This is a genomic window from Nocardiopsis chromatogenes YIM 90109 (assembly GCF_000341185.1).
GTDB lineage: Bacteria > Actinomycetota > Actinomycetes > Streptosporangiales > Streptosporangiaceae > Nocardiopsis_A > Nocardiopsis_A chromatogenes.
On sequence record NZ_ANBH01000160.1, the window covers coordinates 1 to 23,412 of the forward strand.

Genomic DNA, 23,412 nt, shown 5'->3' on the forward strand with positions numbered 1-23,412 from the left:
CGAACTGCTTGCCGTCGGCGCGCCCGCGGTCGGCGAGGGCGACGGCGTAGACGGGCGCCAGCGCGCGGCACCACTCCATCAGCCGCTCGGCGGGCACGCCCATGGCCTCGGCCAGTTCCGCGGCCCGGGTCCGGGCCTCGTCGCAGCTCTGGGTGCGCCACAGCACCCAGTCGATGCCGTCGGCGGCGGGGTCGCCGAGGCAGGCCCGCGGGTCGACGGCGACCAGGCCGCGCTCGGGCCCGCCGTCCAGGACGTTGCCGGGGTGCAGGTCCCCGTGGAGGGGGACGCGCTCCCCCTCGCTCGCGCCATGCGCCAGGGCGCGGGCCCAGGCGTGGCCGTGGTGCAGCAGCGAGGCGGGGACCAGGTCGGCGGCGGGCCCTTCGGCGCGTATCCGGTCCCACTGGTCGAAGAGGAACTGCATGCGGTTGACGAGCGGGTTCAGCTCCATTCGCTCCTGCCGCGAGACGGGCACGGAGTGCAGGTCGGCGATGAGGGCGCCGATCTCGCGCATGGGCGGGACGCTCGTGCGCATGGAGACGGTGCGGCCCTCGCCGATGGCCTCCAGCAGCAGGGCGCCGCGGCCCTGGTCCACACCCCATACGCGGGGGACCCGGCCGGTGCCCTCCCACAGGCGCAGCACGCGCGCCTCGGAGGTGCCCAGACCCGGGTCGGGCGAGACCTTCAGGATGGCGGCCGAGCCGTCGGAGCGCGTGCAGTGCAGCACGACCGAGGTGCGCCCGTGGGGGGCGGGGCCGTCGACGGTCAGGCCCCATTCACGTGCGAGCGCGTCCACCCGCTCGGGGAGCTCGTCCAGCCACCCCACGGCGCCGCCGCCGAATCTGCGCAGCAGGCGCTGTCGCTGCCTGTCGTCGACCAACTGCGCTGTGCCATAGCTCATGGGTCCACCTTAGGAATCGGTACGCCCCGTGGTCCGGGTCGGATGTCGCCCCCCTTGTCAACGCCGCGGTGGCCGTGGAACACCCCCGTTCCGGACGGCGTCGCGGGGAGTCCTACCCACCGCACCCCGCGGTCTATACCCCCGGCCCCCATGCGCCGCACCGCTTTCCCGAGGGCCGCGGCGGCCGCGGCCCCGCCTGCTTGACATACCAATACCCCCTAGGGGTATAAAGGGGGCGTACGGACGAGCCCGATGACACCCCATGGAGGCGGAACATGGCGGCCGACCACGAGGAACACGCCCACGGCGGCGTGGCGCACGCGGACCACGGCCACGAGGGCCATGGCGGCGACGGCGGGCATGGAGGCCACGGCGGGCACGGGGACCACGCCAAGGTCTTCCGGGACCGGTTCCGGCTGAGCCTGGCCCTGTCGGTCCCGGTGGTCCTCACCAGCCCCATGGTCGCCGAATGGCTCGGCTACACCGTGCCGCCCCTCCTGGCGTGGATCCCCCCGCTCCTGGGCACCGCCGTCTACGTCTACGGCGGCCGGCCCTTCCTCAGCGGCGCCGTCTCCGAGCTGCGGTCCCTGCGCCCGGGGATGATGACCCTGGTCGCGATGGCGATCACCGTCGCCTTCGGCTCCAGCCTGCTCTCCTCGCTCGGCGCCGTCGGCCCGGAGCTCGACTTCTGGTGGGAGCTGGTGCTGCTGGTGGTCATCATGCTGCTGGGCCACTGGCTGGAGATGCGGGCGCTGGGGCAGGCCTCGGGCGCCCTGGAGGCCCTGGCCGAGCTGCTGCCGGACACCGCCGAGCGGATCGGCCCGGACGGCGCGGTCGAGGAGGCGCCCGTCTCTGAGCTGCGCGCCGGGGACACCGTGCTGGTGCGCTCGGGCGGGCGGGTCCCCGCCGACGGCACCGTCGCCGAGGGCGGCGCCGCCATGGACGAGTCGATGATCACCGGCGAGTCCCGCACCGTGCACCGCGGCCCCGGCGCCTCCGTGGTCGCCGGAACGGTGGCCACCGACTCGGCGGTCCGGGTGCGGGTGGACGCGGTCGGCGACGACACCGCGCTGGCCGGGATCCGGCGGCTGGTCTCCGAGGCCCAGGAGTCCCGCTCCCGGGCCCAGGCGCTGGCCGACCGCGCCGCTGCCCTGCTGTTCTGGTTCGCCCTGGGCGCCGGGATCGTCACCGCGGTGGCGTGGTCGCTGCTGGGCGCCCCCTCCGACGCGGTCACCCGGACCGTGACGGTGCTGGTCATCGCCTGCCCCCACGCCCTGGGGCTGGCCATCCCGCTGGTGATCGCCATCTCCACGGCCAAGTCGGCCCGCGCCGGGATCCTGGTCAAGGACCGGATGGCGCTGGAGCGGATGCGGCGGGTGGACGCGGTGCTGTTCGACAAGACCGGCACGCTGACCAAGGGCCGTCCGGCGGTCTCGGGCACCGCGGCGGCGCCCGGGCGCACCGAGGAGGAGGTGCTGGCCCTGGCCGGGGCGGCCGAGGCCGACTCCGAGCACCCGCTGGCCAAGGCGATCGTGCGGGCCGCCGAGGAGCGCGGCACGGTGCCACGGGCCGAGGGCTTCCGCTCCGAGACCGGGCGCGGCGTGCACGCCACCGTCGAGGGGACCGAGGTGTCGGTGGGCGGGCCGGGAATGCTCGCCGACCGCGGCCTGGCCGAGCCCGCGGCGCTGGCCCAGGCCACCCGCGACTGGCGGGGCGCCGGGGGGGCGGGGNTGCGACGGTGCTGCACGTGATCGCCGACGGCGAGATCGCCGGGGCGCTGGCGCTGGCCGACGAGGTGCGGCCGGAGTCCGCCGAGGCGGTGCGGGACCTGCACGCCCGCGGGGTCCGGGTGGCGATGGTGACCGGGGACGCGCGCAACGTGGCCGACGCTGTCGCCTCCCGGCTGGGCGTGGACGAGGTCTTTGCCGAGGTCCGGCCGGACGACAAGGACTCGGTGGTGCGGGACCTGCAGGGCCGCGGGCACACCGTGGCGATGGTCGGCGACGGGGTGAACGACGCCCCGGCCCTGGCCCGCGCGGACGTGGGCGTGGCCATCGGGGCCGGGACGGACGTGGCGATCGAGTCGGCCGGGGTGGTGCTGGCCTCCGACGACCCGCGCGGGGTGCTGTCGGTGCGGACCCTGTCCGTGGCCGCCTACCGGAAGATGGTGCAGAACCTGGTCTGGGCGGCCGGATACAACGTGGTGGCGGTGCCGCTGGCGGCCGGGGTGCTGGCGCCGGTCGGCTTCGTGCTCCCCCCGGCGGTGGGCGCGGTGCTGATGAGCCTGTCCACCGTCGTGGTGGCGCTCAACGCACAGCTACTGCGGCGGGTGCCCCTGCGGCCCGGGGCCTGACGGACCGGGGGGCGGGCCCTGTCCGGGCCCCTGCTGCGTTGGCGGCGGGGGCCCATAGGGCTGCGGCGGGCCGGGCTGCGGCGGGGCCGACGACTTGCGGGAGGCGGCCACCACGGCCACCGTGATTCCGACCACGACGAGCACGGCGACCAGCACGATCGCGATCACGATGAGCAGGGAGACGGCCATCATGCGGGCCAACCTACCGGAACGGGCGCCGCGCCAGCGCGCGGCGCCCGTTCCGGGGGTGCGGACCGCTCACACCGCCAAGCGGGCGGTGGCGGCCCGGTGCTGGGCCAGCAGGGTGTCGACCACGTTGTCGGAGGGCCACAGCGGCGGGGTGACCACCGCGTCCAGCGCGCGCAGCCGGTCGAAGTCGGCGTCGGCCACCAGCCGCCAGGCGGCGACCGCCACCCGGCCGGCGTCGGCGGAGCGCAGCCGCTCCACCGCGTCGGCCACGGTCGGCGCCCAGGCGGTCACGAACCCGACCTGCACCGGCGCGCCCAGGCGGCGGCTGAGCATCCGCGCGACCTCGGCGACGGCCTGGCGCTCCTCGGCGGACTCGCCGCCGTCGGCGGCCAGCACCACCCCGTCGCCGGGCTCCCAGCCGCGCTCGGCCAGCCGCCCGGCCAGGTCGGCGACGATGGAGGGCACGGCGCCCAGCGGGGCGGTGGCGCACACCCCGCCCCCGGCGTCCGGCCCCGTGCCCAGGTCGAGCGAGGCGTACAGCCCGGCGCTGTCCACGCAGCCGCCCGCGACGTAGGCCGGGACCACGACCTTGGGCCCGGTGACGGCGTCGAGTTCGCGCTGCACCTCCTTGCGGGCGCCGAACGCGGGGACCACCGGCGCCTCGCCGCGCCCCGCGACGGCGTCGGCGAGTTCGTGCAGGGAGCGCGCGCGGTGGGCGTCGTTCGAGTCGTCGGCCACGAGGACCATCGTGGGGACCATTACCGCCTCCTTTTCGATCGCCATGGCGCCGGCCCGTCGCCCGAATGCTAGGGTCCGGCGGTTTCGCTCCGGTGACCAGGTGTTACGCGCGTGAAAACGCGCGGCACGGCGGCGCGTGGCGGCCTGGATCGAGGGCGGGCGACGGTGGGACGATAGCCCGGATCGCGCTTTTCTCCGAATTGGAATTCACGCCTTCCTCTCCACTCTCTCCAGAGCACGTCAGAAGCGCAGACGCCGCGGGCGCCGGAACCACGAAGGCTACTCCGGAACGCCGATCCGACAAGCTCTCCAGAGAAGAACCCGTATCGCGCGGCGCACGGTTCAAGGGGATCATCAGGGAAATCCTGAATACCCATGGGAACGCGCGGGACAAACCTCCCGGAAACCTTTCCGCGATTATCCGCATGATGAAACGGGAAATGAACGTGCATCGGACCGTGCACGGCCGCGCGACGACAGCCCCTTTTCGCTGATGCAATCCCGCAGATGACGCCCCTAGCACGGCAGAACACCGGGCGTCAAGGAAGAGCGCACCACCTTGTCGGCACAACCGCACACCTCCTGACGTGGGGAGACAGGACGCTGATGCGGCGTGATCACTTGCCATCGGCGCGCGCGCCGCTCAGACTTGGTGCCGTGACGTGGAGGGACGCGGCGCGCTCCACTCCGAGCGCCCGGGGCCGACCGGACCCGGCGACACCGCCGGGCGCGGCCGGGTCCGGCGCCGCCCCTCCTCCGCCCCGAGCAGATACTGGAGTGCCCCGCAATGATCCACCCGCGTGTGCAGGCGCTGGCCGAGGAGTTCCTGCGGAACGCGGACGCCGAGGCCCCCGGCCTGGTCCGGGGGCTCTACCTGACCGGGTCGGTCGCGCTCGGGGACTTTCGGCCGCACACCAGCGACGTGGACTTCGTGGTCGTCACCGACGCGGCCCCCACCCCGGACGAGCGGGCCGCGCTGCGCCGCGCGCACGGGGCCACCCGGGCCCGCATGCACCGCCCCCAGTTCAACGGCGTCCACCTCACCTGGGACGACCTGACCCGCGACCCGGCGGCCTGCGGCCCGGTCTCCGCCGTGGTCGGCGGCCGGTTCCGCGCCTCCACCCGGGCCGAGGTCAACCCGGTCACCTGGCACGTGCTGGCCGAGCGCGGGGTGGCCGTGCGCGGCCCGGCGCCGGTGGAGCTGGACGTGTGCGACCAGACCGAGAGCCTGCGCGCCTGGTCCCTGGGCAACCTGGAGGAGCAGTGGCGCCGCTGGCGGGCCACGGCCGGGCGGCTGCTGACCCCGCGCGGCCTGGCGGCGCTGGGGTCGCTGGCCCCGTCGTGGAGCGTGCTGAGCGTCTCGCGGCTGCACTTCACCCTGCGCACGAGCGAGATCACCTCCAAGTCCGGCGCGGGGATGTACGCCCTGCACGCCTTCCCGGAGCGCTGGCACCGGATCGTCAACGAGTGCCTCCGGGTCCGCCGCGGCACCGAGCCGCCCTCGCTGTTCGAGAGCGCGCTGGAGCGCCGCCGCGCCGCCCTGGACTACATCGAGATGGTCCTCGACGACGCGCTGGAGCCCTCGGCCGCCTGAGCGGCCGCCGGGAGCCGTCCGGGGCCGGACCCGCCGGGCCGCCGGGGCAATAGGCTTGGGGCATGACCAAGCGCCCCATCGTCCGCTTCGGCGACCCCGTCCTCGTCTCCCCGACCGCGCCGGTGACCCGTTTCGACCGGCACACCCGCAGGCTCGTCGACGACCTGCTGGACACCGTGGACGAACCCGGGCACGCGGGCGTGGCCGCGCCGCAGATCGGCGTGGGGCTGCGCGTGTTCAGCTACCGCGTGGACGGGGAGATCGGCTACGTGATCAACCCCGAGATCGCGGAGCTGTCCGAGGAGGTCCAGGAGGACGAGGAGGGCTGCCTGTCGGTGCCGGGCCTGTGGTTCCCCACCCGGCGGGCGATGCATGCCACCGTGCGCGGGGTGGACCTGCGCAACGAGCCGGTGACGGTGAGCGGGTCGGGGCTGATGGCGCGCGCCCTGCAGCATGAGGCCGACCACCTCGACGGGACCGTCTACCTGGACCGGCTGGACAAGGAGACCCGGCGCCGGGCCCTGCGCGAGGTGCGCCGCTCCGACTGGTTCCTCCCGGCGGACGCCCCCGCCTCCCCCGCCGCCCCCGCGCCGCTGTCCGGTCCGGAGCCGGGGCGGCTGCCGAGCGCCTTCGGCGGCACCGGCTGACCCGGCGGTTCGCCCCGGTTCGCGGGGGCTCCGGTGGAATCATGGCGGCTCACTAGGCGCATAACGGCGGCATCACGTATGGTGTGGCGCAGCATCGCGCGGCCCCCCGGCCTCAGCCGCCCCTCCCGCTGAGCGCCCCCGGCGCGGCCGGACGCAGCCCCTCCCCGACGGAGATCCCTGAAGTGAGAATCCATAGACGCTCGGCCCGTGTGCGCACGGGCGCCACGCTCATCGGCGCCGCCGCCTCCGCCGCCCTCCTGCTGACGGCCCCCTCGGCCTACGCCGACGACGACGAGCCCAGCCTGGACGAGCTCAACGCCGAGGCCGAAGGCCTGGAGGAGGAGCTCGACGGCGAACTCGTCGTCTACAACGAGGCCAAGGCCGCGGCCGAGAAGGCCCAGAAGCGGCTGGACGAGGTCGAGGAGAAGTACGAGACGGCCCGGGGGAACGTCACCGAGCTCGCCGCCGCCCAGTACAAGGGCAGCGGGATCGACCCCGCCATGGAGGTCGTGCTGAGCGGCGACCCCGAGGAGACCCTCGGCAAGGCCGCCATGGCCGGGCAGGTCTCGCACAACAACGGCGAGCGGCTGATGGCCCTCACCACGTCCAAGGCCGAGCTCGAAGAGGCCTCCGACAAGGCCGACGCCAAGTACGACGAGGCCAAGGAGATCGTCGACGAGCTCAAGGACGAGCAGGACGAGATCAAGGAGCGCATCGAGCGCTACGAGGCCGAGGAGGTCCCCGAGCCCCCCGAGGGCGGCGGGTCGGGCGGCGGCACCGGCGGCGGCACCGGCGGCGGCCCCGTCCCCGAACGCCTGAAGGGCTGGGGCTTCGACGGCGCCACCCCGCGCATGGCGGCGATCCGCGACGAGGTCATCGCCAACTTCTCCCTGCCCTACGAGGTGGGGTGCGTGCGCAACAGCGCCGACGACCACGGCACCGGCCAGGCCTGCGACTTCATGATGAGCGCGGGCGGGTCCATGCCCAGCGGGCAGAACCGGCAGACCGGGCAGAGCGTCGCCGAGTACGCCCAGAGCAACGCCGACCGGCTGGGCGTGAAGTACGTCATCTGGGAGCAGCGCATCTGGGACTCCCGCAACCCGGGCGCCGGGTGGAAGCAGATGGAGGACCGCGGCAGCGTCACCGCGAACCACTACGACCACGTGCACATCTCGTCGTTCTAGGAGTGTTGCGTGGGTCGTGGCCGTGGAAGGGCCCTGGCGGCGCCATGTCCACCGCAAGGCCGCTGTGCGGAGAGCAGGAGGAGTCGGCCTGGGCGCGCTGTCGACCGATGGGAACGCGGCGAGGAGCGTGCCCGGGCGCCGCTCAGTAGGCCGTGACCCATGCACCGCCTCCTGAGGCCCATGGCCGCCCGAGGGCCCTCCCCGCGCAGTGCGCGGGGAGGGCCCTCTCACGTGCGGGGGCGGGCGGTGAGCGCGGCGGCGGGCACGGCGGCCAGCACCACGGCGGCGGCGCCGAGGAAGGCCGGGCCGTACCCGGCGGCGCCGATCGCCCAGCCGAGGGCGACCGCGCCGAGGCCGGTGCCGCCGTCGAACCCGATGTTCCACGCCGCGCTGGCGGTGCCGTAGGAGCCGGGCCCGCCGCGCCGGAACATGACGGTGATGGTGTCGTTCTGCGCCGCGCCGAACCCGGCGCCGAACAGCGTCGCCCCGGCCACCGCGAGCCAGGCCGCGGCGCCGTCGGGGGCCGGGCTCCACAGCGCCCACGCGGCCAGGGCGGCCCCGGCGGCGGAGGCGGCCATGCCCGGCACCAGCAGGACCGGGCGCCCGGTGCGGTCGCTGACGACCCCGGCGGCCCAGCGCAGCACGACCGACCCGGCCCCGTACCCCAGCAGCGCCGCCGCGGCCGTCCAGGGCAGGTGCTCCAGGGGGATGGACAGGAAGGTCAGGAACCCGGCGGCGGCCGCAGCCGCGGCGAGCATCAGCGCCAGCGGTACCGCCATCGCCGCCGCCCGGTCCCGGCGCGAGGGGGCCGGTGCGGCGGGGGCGGCGCCCGGCGCCCCGGCCCCGCGGCCCGGACCGACGAAGGCCGCGGCGGCGGCGCCCAGCAGTGGAAGCAGGGTCGCGGTCCAGAAGGCGGGGGCGAAACCGAGCTGGAGGGCGACACCGACGCCGGTGGACAGGAAGACCACGTGGGGTATGCCGACGGCCAGCCCGTAGTACCCGGCGGCGCGGCCGATCTCGCGCGGTTCCACCAGGCGCGCCGACAGGGCGGCCCCGGCCACGCTGAACAGGCCGAACCCGGCGCCGCGCACGGCGCTGACCGCGAGCACCGGGCCCAGGCCGCCGGTGAGCAGCAGCAGCGGCGTGGGCAGGGCGATGAGCAGGGCGCCGACCGGGAACGTCCAGCGGTAGCCCCCGGCCCGGCCCAGCAGCCAGGGCATGAAGAGCTGGACGGCGACGGTGGCCGCCATGAACACCGCGGTGGCGGCGCCGGCCCCGGCCTCGGAGGCGCCGTGCCGCACCGCCCAGAGCGGGACCAGGGGCAGCATCAGGACGTAGCCGGTGAAGCTGGCGACCGTGGCGGCCATGAGCAGGCTGAACGGCCGCCCGCGCAGGCCGCTGCGCGCCCCGGGGGTGTCGGGGGCCGCGAGGGGATGATTCATCCGATGATGGTAGCCAGCGACCGGCCGAGGGGGCCTAGAGGGCCGGGGCCGGGACCCGGTTGGCCGCGATCCAGTCGGCCACCCGCTGCGCACGGTCGGGCGTCATCGCCCGCTCGGCGTGGCCCATCCCCCGCTCGATCCACAGCTCGCCGTCGGCGGCCTCGTGCAGCCGACGGGCGTGTTCGAGGGGGAAGTACGCGTCGGCGTCGCCGTGCACCACCAGCAGCGGCGCGGGGGCCACGTGCGCGGCCATCTCGGTGGGGTCGGGCGGAACGGGGTCCCAGTGCCGGTCGGTCACCCGCACCCGCCGCGCCGCCCGCAGGAAGAGGCGCCCGGCGGCGCGCTCGACCCCGTAGTGCAGCAGCCGCATCCGCCGGGAGCCCCGGTAGTACCAGCGGCTCGGGCCGCTGACGGACACGGCGGCGCCGATGCCCCCGTGCAGCCCCGCGTGCCGCACCACCACGGCGGCGCCCATGGAGAAGCCGACGGTGGCGATGTCGGTGTACCCGAGGCCGCGCAGGTGGGCGACGGCGGCCTCCAGGTCGCGGATCTCCTCGTTGCCCACGGTGGACAGGCCGCCGGAGCCGTAGTGCCCGCGGAAGTCGAACAGCAGCACGTCCCCGGCGGCCAGCAGGCGCTGGGCGATCATCCGGGTGTCGGGGCTGCGCCAGGTCCCGGTGAAGCCGTTGGCGACCACGACGGCGGCCGTGCGGCCGGGGGCGCCGCGCAGCAGGACCGTGTCGATGGGCACGCCGTCGGACGTGGTGAGCATGCGGCGCTCGGGCAAGTGCAGGAAGGTGGTTCCCAGCGGTGCGTCGGTCACCCCACCATCGTGCCCGACCGGTACGGGAATCGGCGGTCGTGGGGGCCTGTGTCCCGAAAGGAGGGTGTGCACCACCCCGCTGCGGGGGGGCTAGCGGGGCGGCCACCCGCCGTCACCGGGGCGGTAGGGCGGCTCCTGCTGGCCGGGCCAGGGGCCGGGGTGCGGCGCGTGGCCCTGAGGGGGCGGCGGGATCGGCCCGGGGGCGGGCGGCGGACCGGGCATCGGGGCGGGTGCCGTCGCAGGCCCGGGAGCACCGTAGGGCGCGCGATAGGGCTCGTGATGGGGATCACGCCCGTCCTGCCCGTACGGTTCCTCCTCGGAGGGCTCCTCGTAGGGCTCCGCGTGGCGCCCGTCATCGGCCGCCTGCTCGGGCGCGGCGTCGGCGGGGGCCCCCCCCCCCCCGCGGNGCGTCCGCCGCGGCCCGCGTGGCGCCTGCCGCGGCCGGTGAACAGCAGCGACCGGCCCTCCACCGCGATGTGCAGCAGGATCGGGAAGAGCAGGCTCCCGGTTCCCAGGTACAGCACCATCAGCAGGGCCCCCAGCACGCCCGGGCCCACCAGGCCCCACCACCCCTGGTACAGGTGGGCCAGCGCGAAGAGGACGCACGACAGCACCGCGGCCGCCCACACCGGCAGGCCGAAGGAGACGCCGAGCACCGTGAGCAGGCCGCGGTAGAGCAGCTCCTCGCACACGCCCGCGGTGACGGCCAGGGCCGCGGCCATGCGCCGCTCCGTGCGGGTCTGCGGGGCCAGCCCCGCGATGACGTCGCCGCCCGGCTCGGCCGACGGGGCCAGAGCCGGGCCGGGGCGCCCGCTCCGGGAGGCCCGGGAGAGCACCCAGATCACCGCCAGCGCCAGGGCGAACCCCAGCCCGGCCGCGATCAGCGGCCCCCACGCCGAAGGGGCGCGCAGGCCCAGGTCGCCCCAGGACACCCCGGAGGACAGCAGCACGGCGGCGGCGATGGCCGCCGCCCAGGCCCACTGGATCCCGAGGGTCAGCCCGTAGAAGCGGACGAGGGCGCGCGGGTCGCGCTCGCGGGAGGCGGAGACCCTGCGGTAGGCGAAGCGGCCGAGCAGGGGCTCGCCCGCCGCCGCGTACACCAGCAGGACGACCCCGAGGATCGTCCCGGCCAGACTGAACTGAGGAATGCTCTCGGACCACGGCACGGGCCTCAGCCTAGGAGATGCCCGCGCCCGTGCGGCACATTCCGGAACTTTCCGCCCGTCCCCGCGCGCACCTCGACGACACCCCCGGTTCGACGCACCGCCACCCCCTTGTGATATGGGCCGCATCGGGCGACGGTGGGAAGTGTCCTGGATCACATCCAACGGGCGAGAGAAGGCGGGAAGCATGGCGGACAAATCCGGACCAGCGACCACCGGCAGGGCACCCGAGGCCGACCGGCCCGCGGACATCCGCAACGTCGCGCTGGTCGGCCCGAGCGGAGCGGGCAAGACGACGCTGATGGAGGCCCTGCTGCACGCCGCCGGTGCCACCGAGCGCCGCGGCCGGGTGGAGGACGGCACCACCGTCGGCGACCACGACGAGGCGGCCGTCCGGCAGAAGCGGTCGGTGGGGCTGAGCACCGCTCCGCTGTCGGCCGGCGGCCTGAAGATCACCCTGGTGGACACCCCCGGCTACGCCGACTTCCTCGGCGAGCTGCGGGCGGGGCTGCGCGCCGCCGACGCCGCCCTGTTCACCCTCTCGGCCCTCGACGGGGTGGACCCGCGCACCCGGCTGCTGTGGGAGGAGTGCGCCGCCGCCGGGATGCCGCGCGCGGTCGCCCTGACCCGCATCGACCACCCGCGCGCCGACGTGGCCGCCACCGTCGAGCAGTTCCGGCACGAGCTGGGCGCCGGGGTGACCCCGGCCTACCTGCCCGTCTACACCGGCGAGGGCGACGACCGCACGCTGACCGGCCTGGTGGGGCTGCTGTCCCGGCGGTACTTCGACTACGGGCCCGACGCGCCGCACCCCGGCGCGACCGGCGGCCCGATCCCCGACCGCGTCGCCGAGCACGCCGAGGAGCTGCGCAACGGGCTCATCGAGGAGGTCATCCAGGAGAGCGAGGACGAGGTCCTCATGGATGCCTACATGGAGGGCGGCGAGCTCGACCCGGACCGCCTGGTCGCCTCGCTGGAGACCGCGGTGGCGCGCGGCGGCCTGCACCCGGTGCTGCCGGTCTCCCCGGTGCACGGTCCGGGCGTGGCCGAGCTGCTGGAGGAGCTGCCGCGGTCGACGCCGTCGCCCGTCGAGCGCCCCGTGCCCGAGACCGCGGACCCGTCGGGGCGGCCGGTGGAGGGGCTGGAGTGCGACCCCGACGGGCCGCTGCTGGCCCAGGTTCTGCAGACCGTCAGCGACCCCTACGTGGGCCACGTCAGCCTGGTGCGGGTGTTCTCCGGCACGCTGCACCCGGACGAGTCGGTGCACGTGTCCGGGAGCAGCCCGCCGGACCGCGGGCGGCCGGACCGCGACACCGAGGAGCGGGTGGGCGCGCTGTCGGTGCCGATGGGGCGGCGGCTGTTCCCGGCCGCCAAGGCGGTGGCGGGCGACATCTGCGCGGTGGCGAAGCTGTCGGCGGCCGAGACCGGGGACACGCTGTCGGGCCGGGGCCGCCCGATGACGGTGCGGCCGTGGTCGTTCCCGGAGCCGCTGCTGCCGGTAGCGCTGCGCGCGGCCGCCAAGTCCGACGAGGACCGGCTGGCGCAGGCGGTGGCCAAGCTCTCCGCCGAGGACGCCTCGCTGAAGGTGGAGGTGAACGCCGAGACCCGGCAGATGGTGCTGTGGTGCACCGGGGAGGCCCACCTGGACGTGGCCCTGGACCGGCTCAGGTCCCGGTACGGGGTGGAGGTGGAGACCGGCGAGGTGCGCATCCCGCTGCGGGAGACCTTCACCGTCCCGGCGCAGGGGCTGGGGCGCAACGTCAAGCAGAGCGGCGGCCACGGCGAGTACGGCATCTGCCGGATCAAGGTGGAGCCGCTGCCGTCGGGGGCGGGCCTGGAGTTCGTCGACAAGATCGTCGGCGGGGTGGTGCCGCGCCAGTTCATCCCGTCGGTGGAGAAGGGCGTGCGGGCGCAGATGGAGAGCGGGGGGCGCACCGGGTTCCCGCTGGTGGACCTGCGGGTGACGCTCTACGACGGCAAGGCGCACTCGGTGGACTCCTCCGACATGGCGTTCCAGAAGGCGGGGCGCCTCGCGCTGCGGGACGCGGCCGAGCACGGCGACACCGCCATGCTGGAGCCGGTGGACGAGCTGTCGGTGCTGGTGGACGACGCCTATGTGGGCGCGGTGATGAGCGACCTGGCGGCACGGCGCGGCCGGGTGGTGGGCACCGAGCCGGTGGAGGGCGGCCGGACCCTGGTCAAGGCGGAGGTGCCGGAGCTGGAGACGGTGCGCTACGCGGTGGACCTGCGCTCGGTGGCACATGGCACCGGGTCGTTCAGCCGCCGCTACCTGCGCCACGAACCGCTCCCGGCGAACCTGGCCCGCAAGTTCCGCGAGGAGGCCGCGACGGCGGAGGGCTGAGGCGCGGACTCGGGGACCCGGGGCCCATCACACCCGGAACGCGCCGCGGCCGCGTCCCCCCGGCGTGTGGTGGGCCCCGGCGGTGTGCCCGACGCCCCTCGTGAACACGCCGGTGAGGGCCCCTGCTCCCCTTGCCGGGCCCGCCGGCGGTCCGGCGGCCGCGGGCCCCGGCGGCGGGCGCTGGCCGGTCACGGCCACGACCGGAGCGGGGCGCGCTGCGTCACATCTTCGTGGAGGCGCCTTCATCCCCGAGCGATCGACCCCCTAGTCCCGCGAACCGCGGACCGTCCCAGGACACCCCGGCGCGGGCACCGAAGCGAAAGCCGAGGGACACCATGTCCACCAGCCACGCCAACGCGCCCGACAACGAGACCCCGCGCAGGTTCCCGGGCCAGGAGGGCCCATCGCGGGCCCCCAACCCGTGACCCGGAGCGCCTGACGGCGGGGGGGGGGGGGGGGGGCGGCNGCGCGCCCGGTGGGAGATGTCGGCGTTGCCATGAGTGATCCCCCCACCCCCCGTTCCCTCTCCGACGACGAGCTCTCCGACCTGCTCTCCGGCCAGCGGTTCGGCACGCTGGCGACCGTCAAGCGGAGCGGGCACCCGCACATGTCGACCATGGTCTACACCTGGGACCCCGAGGCGCGGCTCGTGCGCTTCTCCACCACCGGCGACCGGCTCAAGGTCCGCCACATCCAGGCCGATCCCCGCGCCTCGCTGCACGTCCTGGGCGGGGACGTGTGGACGTTCGCGGTCGCCGAGGGCGACGCCGAGCTGTCGGAGACGACCCGGGCCCCCGGCGACGCCGTCGGCAGGGAGCTGCTCGCGATGGTCCCCGAGGAGGAGCGGCCCGAGGGTGAGCAGGCGTTCCTGGAACGGCTGGTGGCCGAGCGCCGCCTGGTCATCCGCCTGCCGGCGGCGCGCCTGTACGGGACCGCCCTGGACATCGGCGCCCCGGTTCTCCAACCGCCGCAACCGCCCCGGGCGCTGCGGTGACACCCGGGCCGCCTCGACCACCCGGGGGCGGTCGCTGTCACAGGCGTGCGCTCCCCCGTGTCCCAAGGGCATGGAGAACATTCTCATCACCGGTGGCACGGGAACACTCGGCAAGGCGGTCGTGCGGCGGCTGACCGGAGACGGGCGGGAAGTGCGGGTCCTGAGCCGACGCTCCGGCCCCTCCGGGGAGGCGGAGAGGTTCGTCGGCGACCTGCGGACCGGCGCCGGGATCGCCGAGGCCGTTTCCGGCGTGGACACCATCGTCCACTGCGCCACCACGCTCGGCCGCGACGACGTGCGCACCACGCGGCTCCTGGCCGAGGCCGCCCGTCGCGGGGGCGCCAAGCCGCACCTGCTCTACATCTCGATCGCGGGCATCGACGTGATCCCCCTGCCCTACTACCGCGTGAAGCTGGCGACCGAGCACGTGGTGCGGAACTCCGGCCTGCCCTGGACCGTCCTCCGGGCCACCCAGTTCCACGACCTGGTCGCCCGCTTCTTCTCCGTGCAGCGCGCGCTGCCGATCACGGCCGCGCTCTCCGGGGTGCGCTTCCAGCCGGTCGACGTGCGGGTCGTGGCCGACCGCATGGCCGCCCTCGCCGAGGCGGGCGAGTCCGGGCGCGCGCCCGACCTCGGCGGCCCCGAGATCCGCACCATGGCCGACCTCGCGCGCGCCTACCGTGCCCGCCCCGTGGTGTCCGTCCCGCTGCCCGGCCGGACCATGCGGGGTTTCCGGGCCGGAGGCAACCTCGTGCCCGACAACGCCGTCGACGGCCCCACCTTCGAGGACTTCCTGGCGGGGAGGTGACCGCACCCGGGTCCCGCGGGCGGGCCCGGCGGGCGGCGGCGCTACGATCCCCGCATGCCCACAGGCCGGATCCCCCTACTCGCCGCAGGTCTGCTGCTCCCCCTCTCCGCCTGCGCCCCTGCGGGCGGCGGGGAGGAAGCCGCCTCCGACCCGTTCCCCCTCCCCGCGACGGAGATCAGCCCGGACGGGACCGTGTCCTGCCGCGACTCCGGCGACTGCGGCGAACCCGGCGCCCTCTACTGGTCGACGCCCCTGGACGGCGCCTACCACGCCTTCCGGTACGACACCGACCCGCCCCTCTTCCTGCACGAGGACGACTGGCTCGGCGCCGTGTTCCCGTACTTCTTCGCCCCCTCCTCGGGCGGCGCGCTCCACCTCTTCGAGCAGGACCGTGTCACGTCCGTGGACGCCGAGACCGGCGAGCGCCGCTGGACCGACGTCCTCGACCCCGGCAGCACCAAGCGCGTCGAAGAGGTGGTCGCCGCCGGGGACACGCTCGTCGTGCGGGCCCAGGACGACCGGGACGAGGCCGGTGAGTACCTCTACCTGGTCCAACCCGGTGATGACGGGCTCGACTGGCTCCGCGTGGACGTCCCGGGCCCCGCGGGCCTGTCCACCGTCGGCGGCACGGACGCGTACGTACTCGTCGAGCTCCGGCCCGAGGATGAATACGCTCTCGTCGACGCCACCGACGGCGATACCGTCTGGCAGCGCGCCATCCCCGGAGGCTTCCCGGTCCTCACGGACGAGGCCGTCTACTCGGCCGATCGGGCCGAGTCGGACTCCTCCGGGGACGGGGTGCCCCGCCTGTACCGCACCGCCCTGGACGACGGCGGGGTCGAGGAGGTCCCGCTGCCCGGGGCCGCGGTCGATGCCGGGGCGCTCAACGCCGTGGCCGGAGGGACGCTGGTCTTCGGGGAGACGCCGTGCAAGAAGGGGCGCCAGCACACTGAGGACGGATGCCGCACCGGACCGCTGGTCGGCGTGGACCCGGCCGACGGCGAGGTGCTGTGGGAGCACGACGACGCCGTGCTCGTGGCCGCCGACGCCGACGAGGGCCTCGTCCACGTCTTCGGCGGGGAGAGGGTGGACCGGATCGAAACGCTCGACGCACAGACCGGGGAGGCCGTCGAACAGGGCTCCACGCCGATCGACGCGTTCGACGCCCGGCGCACCGAGTTCGACCCCGGAGGCGACGAACTCGCCGTCATGACGCCGACGTTCGGCCTCCACGGGCCGGGCGTGCCGGACGGCACCACCACCGAGGCGGCCGTCGGGGCCCGCCACCTGACCTCCCTGACGACGCCCGAAGGCACCGCCGTCGCCGTGTTCCACGGATGCGCCCCCGACAGCGTGGGCCGACCGGCCCCCGACGCACCGGCCGGGGGCCGCCCCTGCGCCTCGCCCCGGCTGTTCGCCGTCGGCTACGGCGTCTGACCCCCTGCGCCGCACAGGGCCTCTTCACAGCGCGTGGAGACGAGGTCACCGTCGAAGCGGCGCGTGCCGAAATCCGCGTCGGTCTCCCCCTGCGCCCAGACGATGTGCGGCCGGTCCTGCTCATCGAGGGCGATCGCGCTCTTCCCCGGTTCGCCCTCCACCTCAGCGAGCGGGACCGTGGCCGTGTCCGCGCACCCGGTGTCCCTGCACGAGACGAGCACCAGCCGCCCGGCCGCCATGTCGAAGGTCGCCAGCTGCGGACGGCCCTCCGAATCGAGCGCCATCCCGGGCGCGGGCCGCTCCCACCCCGGCCCGGTCACCGCGCGGTCGGTGGACTCCGAGCAGGCGGCGTCGGCGCAGTCCACCACGTGCGCCTCCCCGCTCGCCGGGTCCCGGTAGGCGAGCACCGGGGTGCCGTCCGGGCGGTACAGCGCACGCACTCCGTAGCGGGCCCGCACCCCGCCCTCGAACTCTTCGCGGAACTCGGCCTCGCGCACCTGCGTCACCTGCGGCTCGGCGCACTCGTCGTCCGCGCAGTGCACGACGTTCAGCTCCCCGAAGGCCGCATCGAAGGCGGCGACGGCGAACCCGCCGTCCGGGGCCGCGGCGATGTCCAGGAAACGCCCGTCGACCAGGAAACCGCCGACCCCGACGCCGGGCACCGGCACGTCCCGGGGGCCGGTGCATGCCGTGTCCGCGCAGATCTGGATGAGGAGGCCGCCTTCCTCCCCGTCGGGATCCGCCCTGAAGCCGTCCGCCCGCACCGAAGAGGCGACGACGAGTCCGTCCCCCACCCGCACCGCGTCCGACGCGGTGTCGTAGTGGTCACCGGCGAACGGGCGGACCAACCTTCCCCCACCGGCGCCGCACTCCGCCGGTTCGTCGCAGGCGGCCGCGTAGAGCCCGGATTTCTCATTCGGGCCCGGCGGTTCCTCCTGGTAGGTGAAATCCCGCCAGGACACCAGGGCGTAGCCGTCCCCCGTGGCGGCCAGGGTCGTCCCACCGCCACGCGCCAGCCGCTCCCCGGAGTCCACCCACGCGCACTCCGGGTCGCACACGGCGGCATCGGCCCCGTCCGCGCCGAACAACAGGGTGGCGGTCTCCCCCTTCGGGAGGACGTCGACGGCGTACTCGTCCGAGCGGACGGAACCGAACCGCTCCTGGACCACGACCGGTGCCCCGAACGGGTTCGCCAAGAACAGCGCAGGACCGACCAACGGGGGCAGGACAAGGACCGCCGCCAGGGCGGGGACGGGCATGGCCTTCCACCCCGCGCCGTCCGGCGCGCGCTGCGGCAGAGCCGCGTCGGCGCGTTCCAGGTCCAGGTCGACGACGGTGCCCAACGTCCACTCCTGCCCGCAGAACACCGCCGGGGCGCAGAGCAGGAGGACGGTCAGCGGACCGACGAGGGCCGAGACCGCGAACCCGAGCGCCTCGACGCCCGGCGTCCCCTCGCCCCAGCCCGGCCATATACCGAGCAGCCACGTCACGCCCCGGTGCGCCCCGATCCACACACCGACGGCGGCGGCGACGCACAGGATGTGCACACGCCTGCGCCCCTCGCCCATGCGGTAGGCGGTCGCGTACGCCTTCCACGGCGTCTCGCCCTGCAGCACCACGACGGCGAGCGCGACCGCCAGAGGGACGAGCAGCACCGGACCGGCGATCACGGCCGCCGCCCACCCCGTCCACACGGGCCATCCGATCAGCACCGGTCCAAGGAGCGCCCCGGCGAGCGCGGCACCGGCCGCGGCGGCCGCCAGCACCCACCCGGCGAGGGCGGCGTACCTGCGCAGGGACGCCCGCCAGGCGTCGCGCACCGCGACCGGGCGCCCCAGCAGCGCGCCTCCGGCGATGAGCGCGGACGCCCCGAGCGGGACCGGCACGACCAGCAGTCCGAGGACGGCGAGGACGGCCGCCCAGGCGTACTCGGCGGTGCCCGGCCCGCCGAACGGTTCGGCCACACCGTTCACGTACACCCCGTCCCGCGACGCCAGCAGGCCGGGGACATGCTCGGCGAGGGCGAGCGGGGCCAGGGGCACGGCGGAGGCGACCACGACCGCCGGGAGCACCCGGGGGTAGGCGCGCAGGACGCGCCCGAGCAGCCTCCCCGTCCCATAGGCGGGCGCGAGGCCGGCGTCCCCTCCGGTAGCGCCGGCCCCGTCCGTACCGGCCGTTCCGTCCGCACTGCCCTGTATGGCGCCCATCCGCCCCCCGTATCCTCCGATGCGCACGGAAGACTACTGGGGGCGCGCACGGCCCCCGCGCCCGGTGCCCCTCAGAACACCCGGCCCGGGCGCGAGCGGTCGGCCAGGGCCTGGAACCGCCACGTGTTCACCGGGTGCGTGGACAGGAAGTTCACCAGCATCACGAACAGTCCGTTGTCCGTGTTCCCCCGCCTGGCGATGGCGTCGAAGTCGACGGAGGGGTACAGGTACTTGCCCGCCGCCAGCACCCGCAGGCCGTACATCCCCTCGGGGCAGAACAGGTAGGCGTGGTTGTCCGCCGTGTACTCCTGCGCACGGTTCAGCGTCGCCCCGATGCCGGGGATCACGTTGGCCACCGAGACGCCGAACTGCCGCCAGAACGACCCGTGCCCCGCCGCGATGTGCCCGACCTCGTGGCCGATCACGAACCGCAGGGCGTCGGAGTCCGACAGGCGGCCCCCGACCTCGAACAGGTCGCTGTGCACCGCGACATAGCGGCGGAACCCGTGCCCGGAGGCGAAGGCGTTGATCTGCCCGTTGCCCAGGACCACGTAGGCGTCGGGCACCTTGTCCATCCCGAACGCGTGCGCCGCCTCCCGCACCATCCGGTGCGCCTCGGGGAACTGGTCCTCGGTGATCAGCACCCCGTTGACGCGCTGCTTGGCGTAGAGCTGCCCGCGCGCGAAGAACACGAGCGCGGGGATCGCCAGCAGCATCAGCGGCTCGCCGGTGTCGCCCCCGAACGCGCGCGTGACGGCACCGACCACCGCCAGCACGGTCACCGAGACGCACAACCCCAGGAGCATGTTCTCCCAGGGATGCCGTAGTTCACGGGCGCGCCGCCGGTCCCCCCACAACCACCGCTTGGCCATGCCCCCCATTCTGGGTGCGCGAGCCGCGCCCGCTCTGTGTCCGCGCGGATAGATGGGGGAATGCGCAATGGACGCGAAAGGGGCGCCTCCCGGCCGCGGGCCGGAAGGCGCCCCTCGGCTAGAAGCGCTGCGGATCCTCATAGCCGCCGTCGCGGGCATCGTCGCCCTGCGGGTCCCGGTAGGGGTCGGGCTGCTCGCGGTACGGCTCGCCCGAGGGCGGCGGCGCCGACACGGCCGGACCCGACGGCGGCGGCGCCGCGACCGGGGGCCCCTGGGGCGGCGGGGCGGCCATCGGCGGGCCCTGCGGGGGCGGCGCCCCGAACGGGTCGGCGTAGGGCTCGGCCGGGGGCGCGTACGGGTCCGCCGGGTAGCCGTCGGGCCCGGGCGGCGCCGGGGCGGGGGGCGGCGGCGCGGCGAACGGGTCCTGCTGATCGGTGAAGGGGGCGGGCCCGCCGATGTGGCCTTTCCNGCCTGCGGCGCCGGGGGCGGCGGCGGAGGCGCGGTGGGCTCCGACCCCAGGTCCCACTGCTCGTCCCCGCCGGGTGCGGGCTCGTCCCCGGCGAGCAGCGCGTCCATGTCGGCCTGCTGGGTGGAGAGCGGCGCCTCCTCCGGTGCGGCGGGCGCGGGCGGCTCAGGCGAGGGCGCGAAGGACGGCACGCCCCCGGTGGGCGCCATCTGCGCCGCGAACCCGTCCCCGGCCCCCTCGTACGGGGGCGGGGCGTCGGCGTAGACCGGCGCCTGCCCCCCGGTCGGCGCCGCCGGGGCGTCGGAGGCGTTCCCCAGGTAGGTCAGGGCCGCCACGGTGAGCGAGGCCAGCCCCGAGCGCAGCGTGGGCTCGCGGTCGGGAGCGAAGAAGGGCGAGTGGTTGCTGGGCAGCGCCGACAGCTTCTCGTACGGGGTCTGCCCCGGCGCCTGCTCCCACACGTCGTGCGGCGTCCCGCCGATGAACCAGAACACGTACGGCACCGGGTGCGGGTCCCCCGGCAGCCCGAACTCGCCCACGTCCTCGCTGCCGGTGAACGGCTCGGGCATCTCCAGGACGTAGTCGTCGCCGAAGTAGGCGCGGTGGGCGGCCATCACCTCGGCGGTGTGCTCGGGGTCGTTGTCGGTGAGCTCGGCCCGCAGCACGATGTCCACCTCGGGCTCGCGCGGGGCGCCGGAGGCGGCCGCCTCCGCCTTGACGATGCGCCGGATCGCCTCGTGGAGCTGGTCGGCGACCGCGTCGTTGAGCGCCCGGGTGTTGATCTCCAGGTAGGCCTCGTCGGGGATGATGTTGGCCCTGGTCCCGGCGCGCATCACGCCCACGGTGGCCACGGCCATCTCCCCCGGGCTGACCTCCCGGGCGACCACGGTCTGCAGCCGGGTGACGATGTTGGCCGCGATGACCACCGGGTCGACGGTGGTGTGCGGCCGGGAGGCGTGCCCGCCGACCCCGTGCACCCGCACCCGCAGCACCGCTCCGGCGGCCAGGATGACCCCCGGCCGGTGGCTGACCATCCCGGCGGGCTGTGGGCCCACGTGCTGGCCGAGCACCACGTCCGGGCGGCCGAAGCGGGTGTAGAGGCCGTCGCGGAGCATCCCGGCGGCGCCGTCCATGTGCTCCTCGGCGGGCTGGGCGACCACCATCAGGGTGCCGTGCCAGCGGTCCCGCGCCTGGGCCAGCAGGTCGGCGGCGCCGACCAGGCAGGCGGTGTGCACGTCGTGCCCGCAGGCGTGCATCACCGGCACGTCGGAGCCGTCGGCGTCGGTGCCCCGGGCGGTGCTGGCGTAGGGCAGCCCGGTCTTCTCCTCGACCGGGAGGGCGTCCATGTCGGCGCGCAGCATGACGGTGGGCCCGTCGCCGTTGCGCAGCAGTCCGACCACGCCCGTCCCGCCGACGCCGGTGTGCACCTCGTATCCGGCGGTGCGCAGCCATTCGGCGACCGCGCTGGCCGTGCGGAACTCCTGGTGGCTCAGCTCGGGGTTCTTGTGCAGGTCGACATAGAAGCCCTCCACCGGGGGGAAGACCTCGTCGACGAGGCGCATGACGGCGCCGCCGTGCTGGGCGGCGCGGGTGGGTTCGACAGCGTGCGGCACGTATTCCACCGCCTTCCGTTTCCGTGATCCGCGGACCGGCGGTGGACGGCACAGGTCACCGGCACCTCGCCCGCCCGCCGATTCTCTCGCCCGGCCCGGTCGAACTCAAACGCGGGGTCGGCTCCGCGGCCCCTCCGCTCCCGGCCGCGGGCCGCTGGGAATCCGGTGCGGATCATGTGAGATCACCCAGGTTCGGGTGCGGTCGGGGCGGCCGGGTGTTATCGTCACGTTATCGGCCGCCGGGCACCGGGCCCCTTCGTGGGCCCCTTGCAGTCGGCCACGACCTGGAATTACTCTCCTTCGCACACGGCCGGACACCCCCGGGTATGGCCGCGCCCGCCACGCGGCGGGTAAGGTGCCTGCTCAGAGTTCTCCCAGGATTCTCAGCTTCACCGTCCGCGGCCTGCGGCCGCGCCGTGGAGCCCCCGGCCGCACCCCCGCACGGGCGCGGCCGCTCCCATGCCTCCCACGCCCCGAGAAGGTGACCGGAGACCCCGTGGCCTCGACGACCCGACTCCCCGACGAGACCCCTGCCCCGGCCGCCGCAGGCGGCACGGACGCCGCGGCGCCGCGGCGCCCCGCACCGGCCAAGCGCGACGCCCTGCTGGACAACGCCAAGTTCCTGCTGATCGTGCTGGTCGTGGTGGGGCACGCGATCGAGCCGACGACGGACACGCGCATCGGCGAAGCCGTCTACTTCTGGGTCTACCTGTTCCACATGCCCGCGTTCGTGCTGATCAGCGGGTACCTGTCGAAGTCCCAGGACGGCTCGGGGCGGCGCATCGACAAGCTGCTGACCACGGTCGCCGCGCCCTACCTCATCTTCTGGGGCGTGTACGCGCTGCAGTCGCTGTCGGTCGGCCGCAAGCTGCCCGACGGCCCGCTGGAGCCGCTCTGGCTGACCTGGTTCCTGGCGGCGCTGTTCGTGTGGCGGCTGACGGTGCCGCTGTGGAAGCGGATCCGCTACCCGCTGGCGGTGGCGGTCGCCGTCTCGCTGGCCGGGGGGCTGGTGGCCACCGGCGACGTCCTGGGGATGTCGCGCATCGTGAGCCTGCTGCCGTTCTTCGTGGCGGGGCTGCTGATGGAGCAGCGCCACCTGGACCTGCTCACATCGGGCTGGGTGCGGGCCTGGTCGGTGGGGGTCGTGGTGGTCACCGCCGCCATGAGCTACCTGTACCTGGAGCAGCTCAGCCGCGAGTGGGTGTACTGGCGGGAGAGCCTGGTCGACCGGGACATGGAGCTGCTGCCGGTGGGCATCCCGGGCCGGATCCTGTTCATGGCGCTGGCGTTCTCGCTGACCGTCGCCGTACTGTCGCTGACCCCGCGCGCCAAGACGTGGTTCACCCGCTACGGCGCGCTGACCATGTTCGCGTTCCTGCTGCACGGGCTGGTCATCCGGGTCGCCGAGGGGTTCGGCTACTTCGACTGGGCCGATCGGGCGCTGGGCGCGCACGGGGCGTTCGCCGTCACCGGCCTGCTGGGGCTGGGGCTGACGTTCCTGCTGATGTCGGCGTGGGTCCGCAAGGCGACCGGCTGGCTGGTCGAGCCGAAGCTGGACCGGATCCTGCGCCGCGACCGCGAGGAGCGGCCCACACCCGCACTGCCCGTCCCCGGGGGGCGCTGAG

General features: G+C 75.1%; 16 protein-coding genes and 2 pseudogenes. 9 read left to right on the forward strand and 9 right to left on the reverse strand.

Going from position 1 to position 23,412, the window contains the following annotated elements; all coding sequences use genetic code 11:
* Positions 1-898 (reverse strand): aminoglycoside phosphotransferase family protein (locus D476_RS0116600; RefSeq protein WP_026123568.1); only part of this gene is annotated, 898 nt, incomplete at its 3' end.
* Between the two features lie 275 nt (positions 899-1,173).
* Between D476_RS0116600 and D476_RS33555 the strand changes: the two are divergent.
* Positions 1,174-3,251 (forward strand): annotated as a pseudogene (locus tag D476_RS33555) (heavy metal translocating P-type ATPase).
* Here the strand turns inward: D476_RS33555 and D476_RS0116610 are convergent.
* A complete protein-coding gene (locus D476_RS0116610) occupies positions 3,216-3,443 on the reverse strand; it encodes a hypothetical protein (RefSeq protein ID WP_026123569.1) in 228 nt (75 codons plus the stop codon). The pseudogene D476_RS33555 and the gene D476_RS0116610 sit on opposite strands and share 36 nt — an antisense overlap.
* Before the next feature lie 66 nt (positions 3,444-3,509).
* Complete coding sequence (locus D476_RS0116615; RefSeq protein WP_017625060.1) at positions 3,510-4,199, reverse strand: sirohydrochlorin chelatase; 690 nt, start codon at positions 4,197-4,199, stop codon at positions 3,510-3,512.
* A gap of 766 nt (positions 4,200-4,965) precedes the next feature.
* Between D476_RS0116615 and D476_RS0116620 the strand changes: the two genes are divergently transcribed.
* The 3 genes from D476_RS0116620 (at position 4,966) to D476_RS0116630 (ending at position 7,603) form a co-directional block, all read left to right on the forward strand.
* Positions 4,966-5,772, forward strand: a complete 807-nt coding sequence (locus D476_RS0116620) for a nucleotidyltransferase domain-containing protein (protein ID WP_017625061.1) — start codon at positions 4,966-4,968, stop codon at positions 5,770-5,772.
* Between the two features lie 62 nt (positions 5,773-5,834).
* Positions 5,835-6,419 carry a peptide deformylase gene (def, locus tag D476_RS0116625; protein ID WP_017625062.1) on the forward strand — a complete coding sequence of 195 codons (585 nt, stop codon included), beginning with the start codon at positions 5,835-5,837 and terminating at the stop codon, positions 6,417-6,419.
* A 209-nt stretch (positions 6,420-6,628) separates the two neighbouring features.
* Positions 6,629-7,603: a coiled-coil domain-containing protein gene (locus D476_RS0116630; RefSeq protein WP_017625063.1), complete on the forward strand. Its 975-nt coding sequence runs from the start codon at positions 6,629-6,631 to the stop codon at positions 7,601-7,603.
* Positions 7,604-7,830: 227 nt separating this feature from the next.
* Here the strand turns inward: D476_RS0116630 and D476_RS0116635 are convergent, their stop codons facing one another.
* The 3 genes from D476_RS0116635 to D476_RS33560 are packed head-to-tail and all read right to left on the reverse strand — an operon-like array spanning position 7,831 to position 11,283.
* Positions 7,831-9,045, reverse strand: coding sequence for an MFS transporter (locus D476_RS0116635; protein ID WP_017625064.1), 1,215 nt, complete (start codon positions 9,043-9,045; stop codon positions 7,831-7,833).
* Positions 9,046-9,079: 34 nt separating this feature from the next.
* Complete coding sequence (locus tag D476_RS0116640) at positions 9,080-9,868, reverse strand: alpha/beta hydrolase family protein (protein WP_017625065.1); 789 nt, start codon at positions 9,866-9,868, stop codon at positions 9,080-9,082.
* Positions 9,865-11,283 carry a CPBP family intramembrane glutamic endopeptidase gene (locus D476_RS33560; protein WP_449289407.1) on the reverse strand — a complete coding sequence of 473 codons (1,419 nt, stop codon included), beginning with the start codon at positions 11,281-11,283 and terminating at the stop codon, positions 9,865-9,867. Before D476_RS33560 ends, D476_RS0116640 begins: the two co-directional genes overlap by 4 nt.
* Between D476_RS33560 and D476_RS0116650 the strand changes: the two genes are divergently transcribed.
* From D476_RS0116650 to D476_RS37495, 4 genes are all read left to right on the forward strand, one after another.
* Positions 11,219-13,393: an elongation factor G-like protein EF-G2 gene (locus D476_RS0116650; RefSeq protein WP_017625067.1), complete on the forward strand. Its 2,175-nt coding sequence runs from the start codon at positions 11,219-11,221 to the stop codon at positions 13,391-13,393. The two genes, D476_RS33560 and D476_RS0116650, sit on opposite strands and share 65 nt — an antisense overlap.
* Positions 13,394-13,889: 496 nt before the next feature.
* Positions 13,890-14,387 (forward strand): pyridoxamine 5'-phosphate oxidase family protein, encoded by a 498-nt coding sequence (locus D476_RS0116655; RefSeq protein ID WP_017625068.1) that lies wholly within the window; start codon positions 13,890-13,892, stop codon positions 14,385-14,387.
* 70 nt (positions 14,388-14,457) lie between these two features.
* Complete coding sequence (locus tag D476_RS0116660) at positions 14,458-15,195, forward strand: SDR family oxidoreductase (protein WP_017625069.1); 738 nt, start codon at positions 14,458-14,460, stop codon at positions 15,193-15,195.
* A gap of 54 nt (positions 15,196-15,249) precedes the next feature.
* Positions 15,250-16,632, forward strand: coding sequence for an outer membrane protein assembly factor BamB family protein (locus D476_RS37495; protein WP_017625070.1), 1,383 nt, complete (start codon positions 15,250-15,252; stop codon positions 16,630-16,632).
* Here the strand turns inward: D476_RS37495 and D476_RS33565 are convergent.
* The 3 genes and pseudogenes from D476_RS33565 to D476_RS39920 form a co-directional block, all read right to left on the reverse strand.
* Positions 16,620-18,839 (reverse strand): hypothetical protein, encoded by a 2,220-nt coding sequence (locus tag D476_RS33565; protein ID WP_017625071.1) that lies wholly within the window; start codon positions 18,837-18,839, stop codon positions 16,620-16,622. The genes D476_RS37495 and D476_RS33565 overlap by 13 nt on opposite strands.
* Before the next feature lie 71 nt (positions 18,840-18,910).
* Entirely contained in the window at positions 18,911-19,711 is an 801-nt protein-coding gene (locus D476_RS35680; RefSeq protein ID WP_083939547.1) for a M48 family metallopeptidase, read from the reverse strand.
* A gap of 984 nt (positions 19,712-20,695) precedes the next feature.
* Positions 20,696-21,736: pseudogene (locus D476_RS39920) on the reverse strand (amidohydrolase); the annotation flags it as partial.
* A gap of 547 nt (positions 21,737-22,283) precedes the next feature.
* Between D476_RS39920 and D476_RS33575 the strand changes: the two are divergent.
* On the forward strand, positions 22,284-23,411 hold the full coding sequence (locus D476_RS33575) for an acyltransferase family protein (protein ID WP_017625073.1): 1,128 nt from the start codon (positions 22,284-22,286) through the stop codon (positions 23,409-23,411).
* Position 23,412 lies beyond the last annotated feature (1 nt).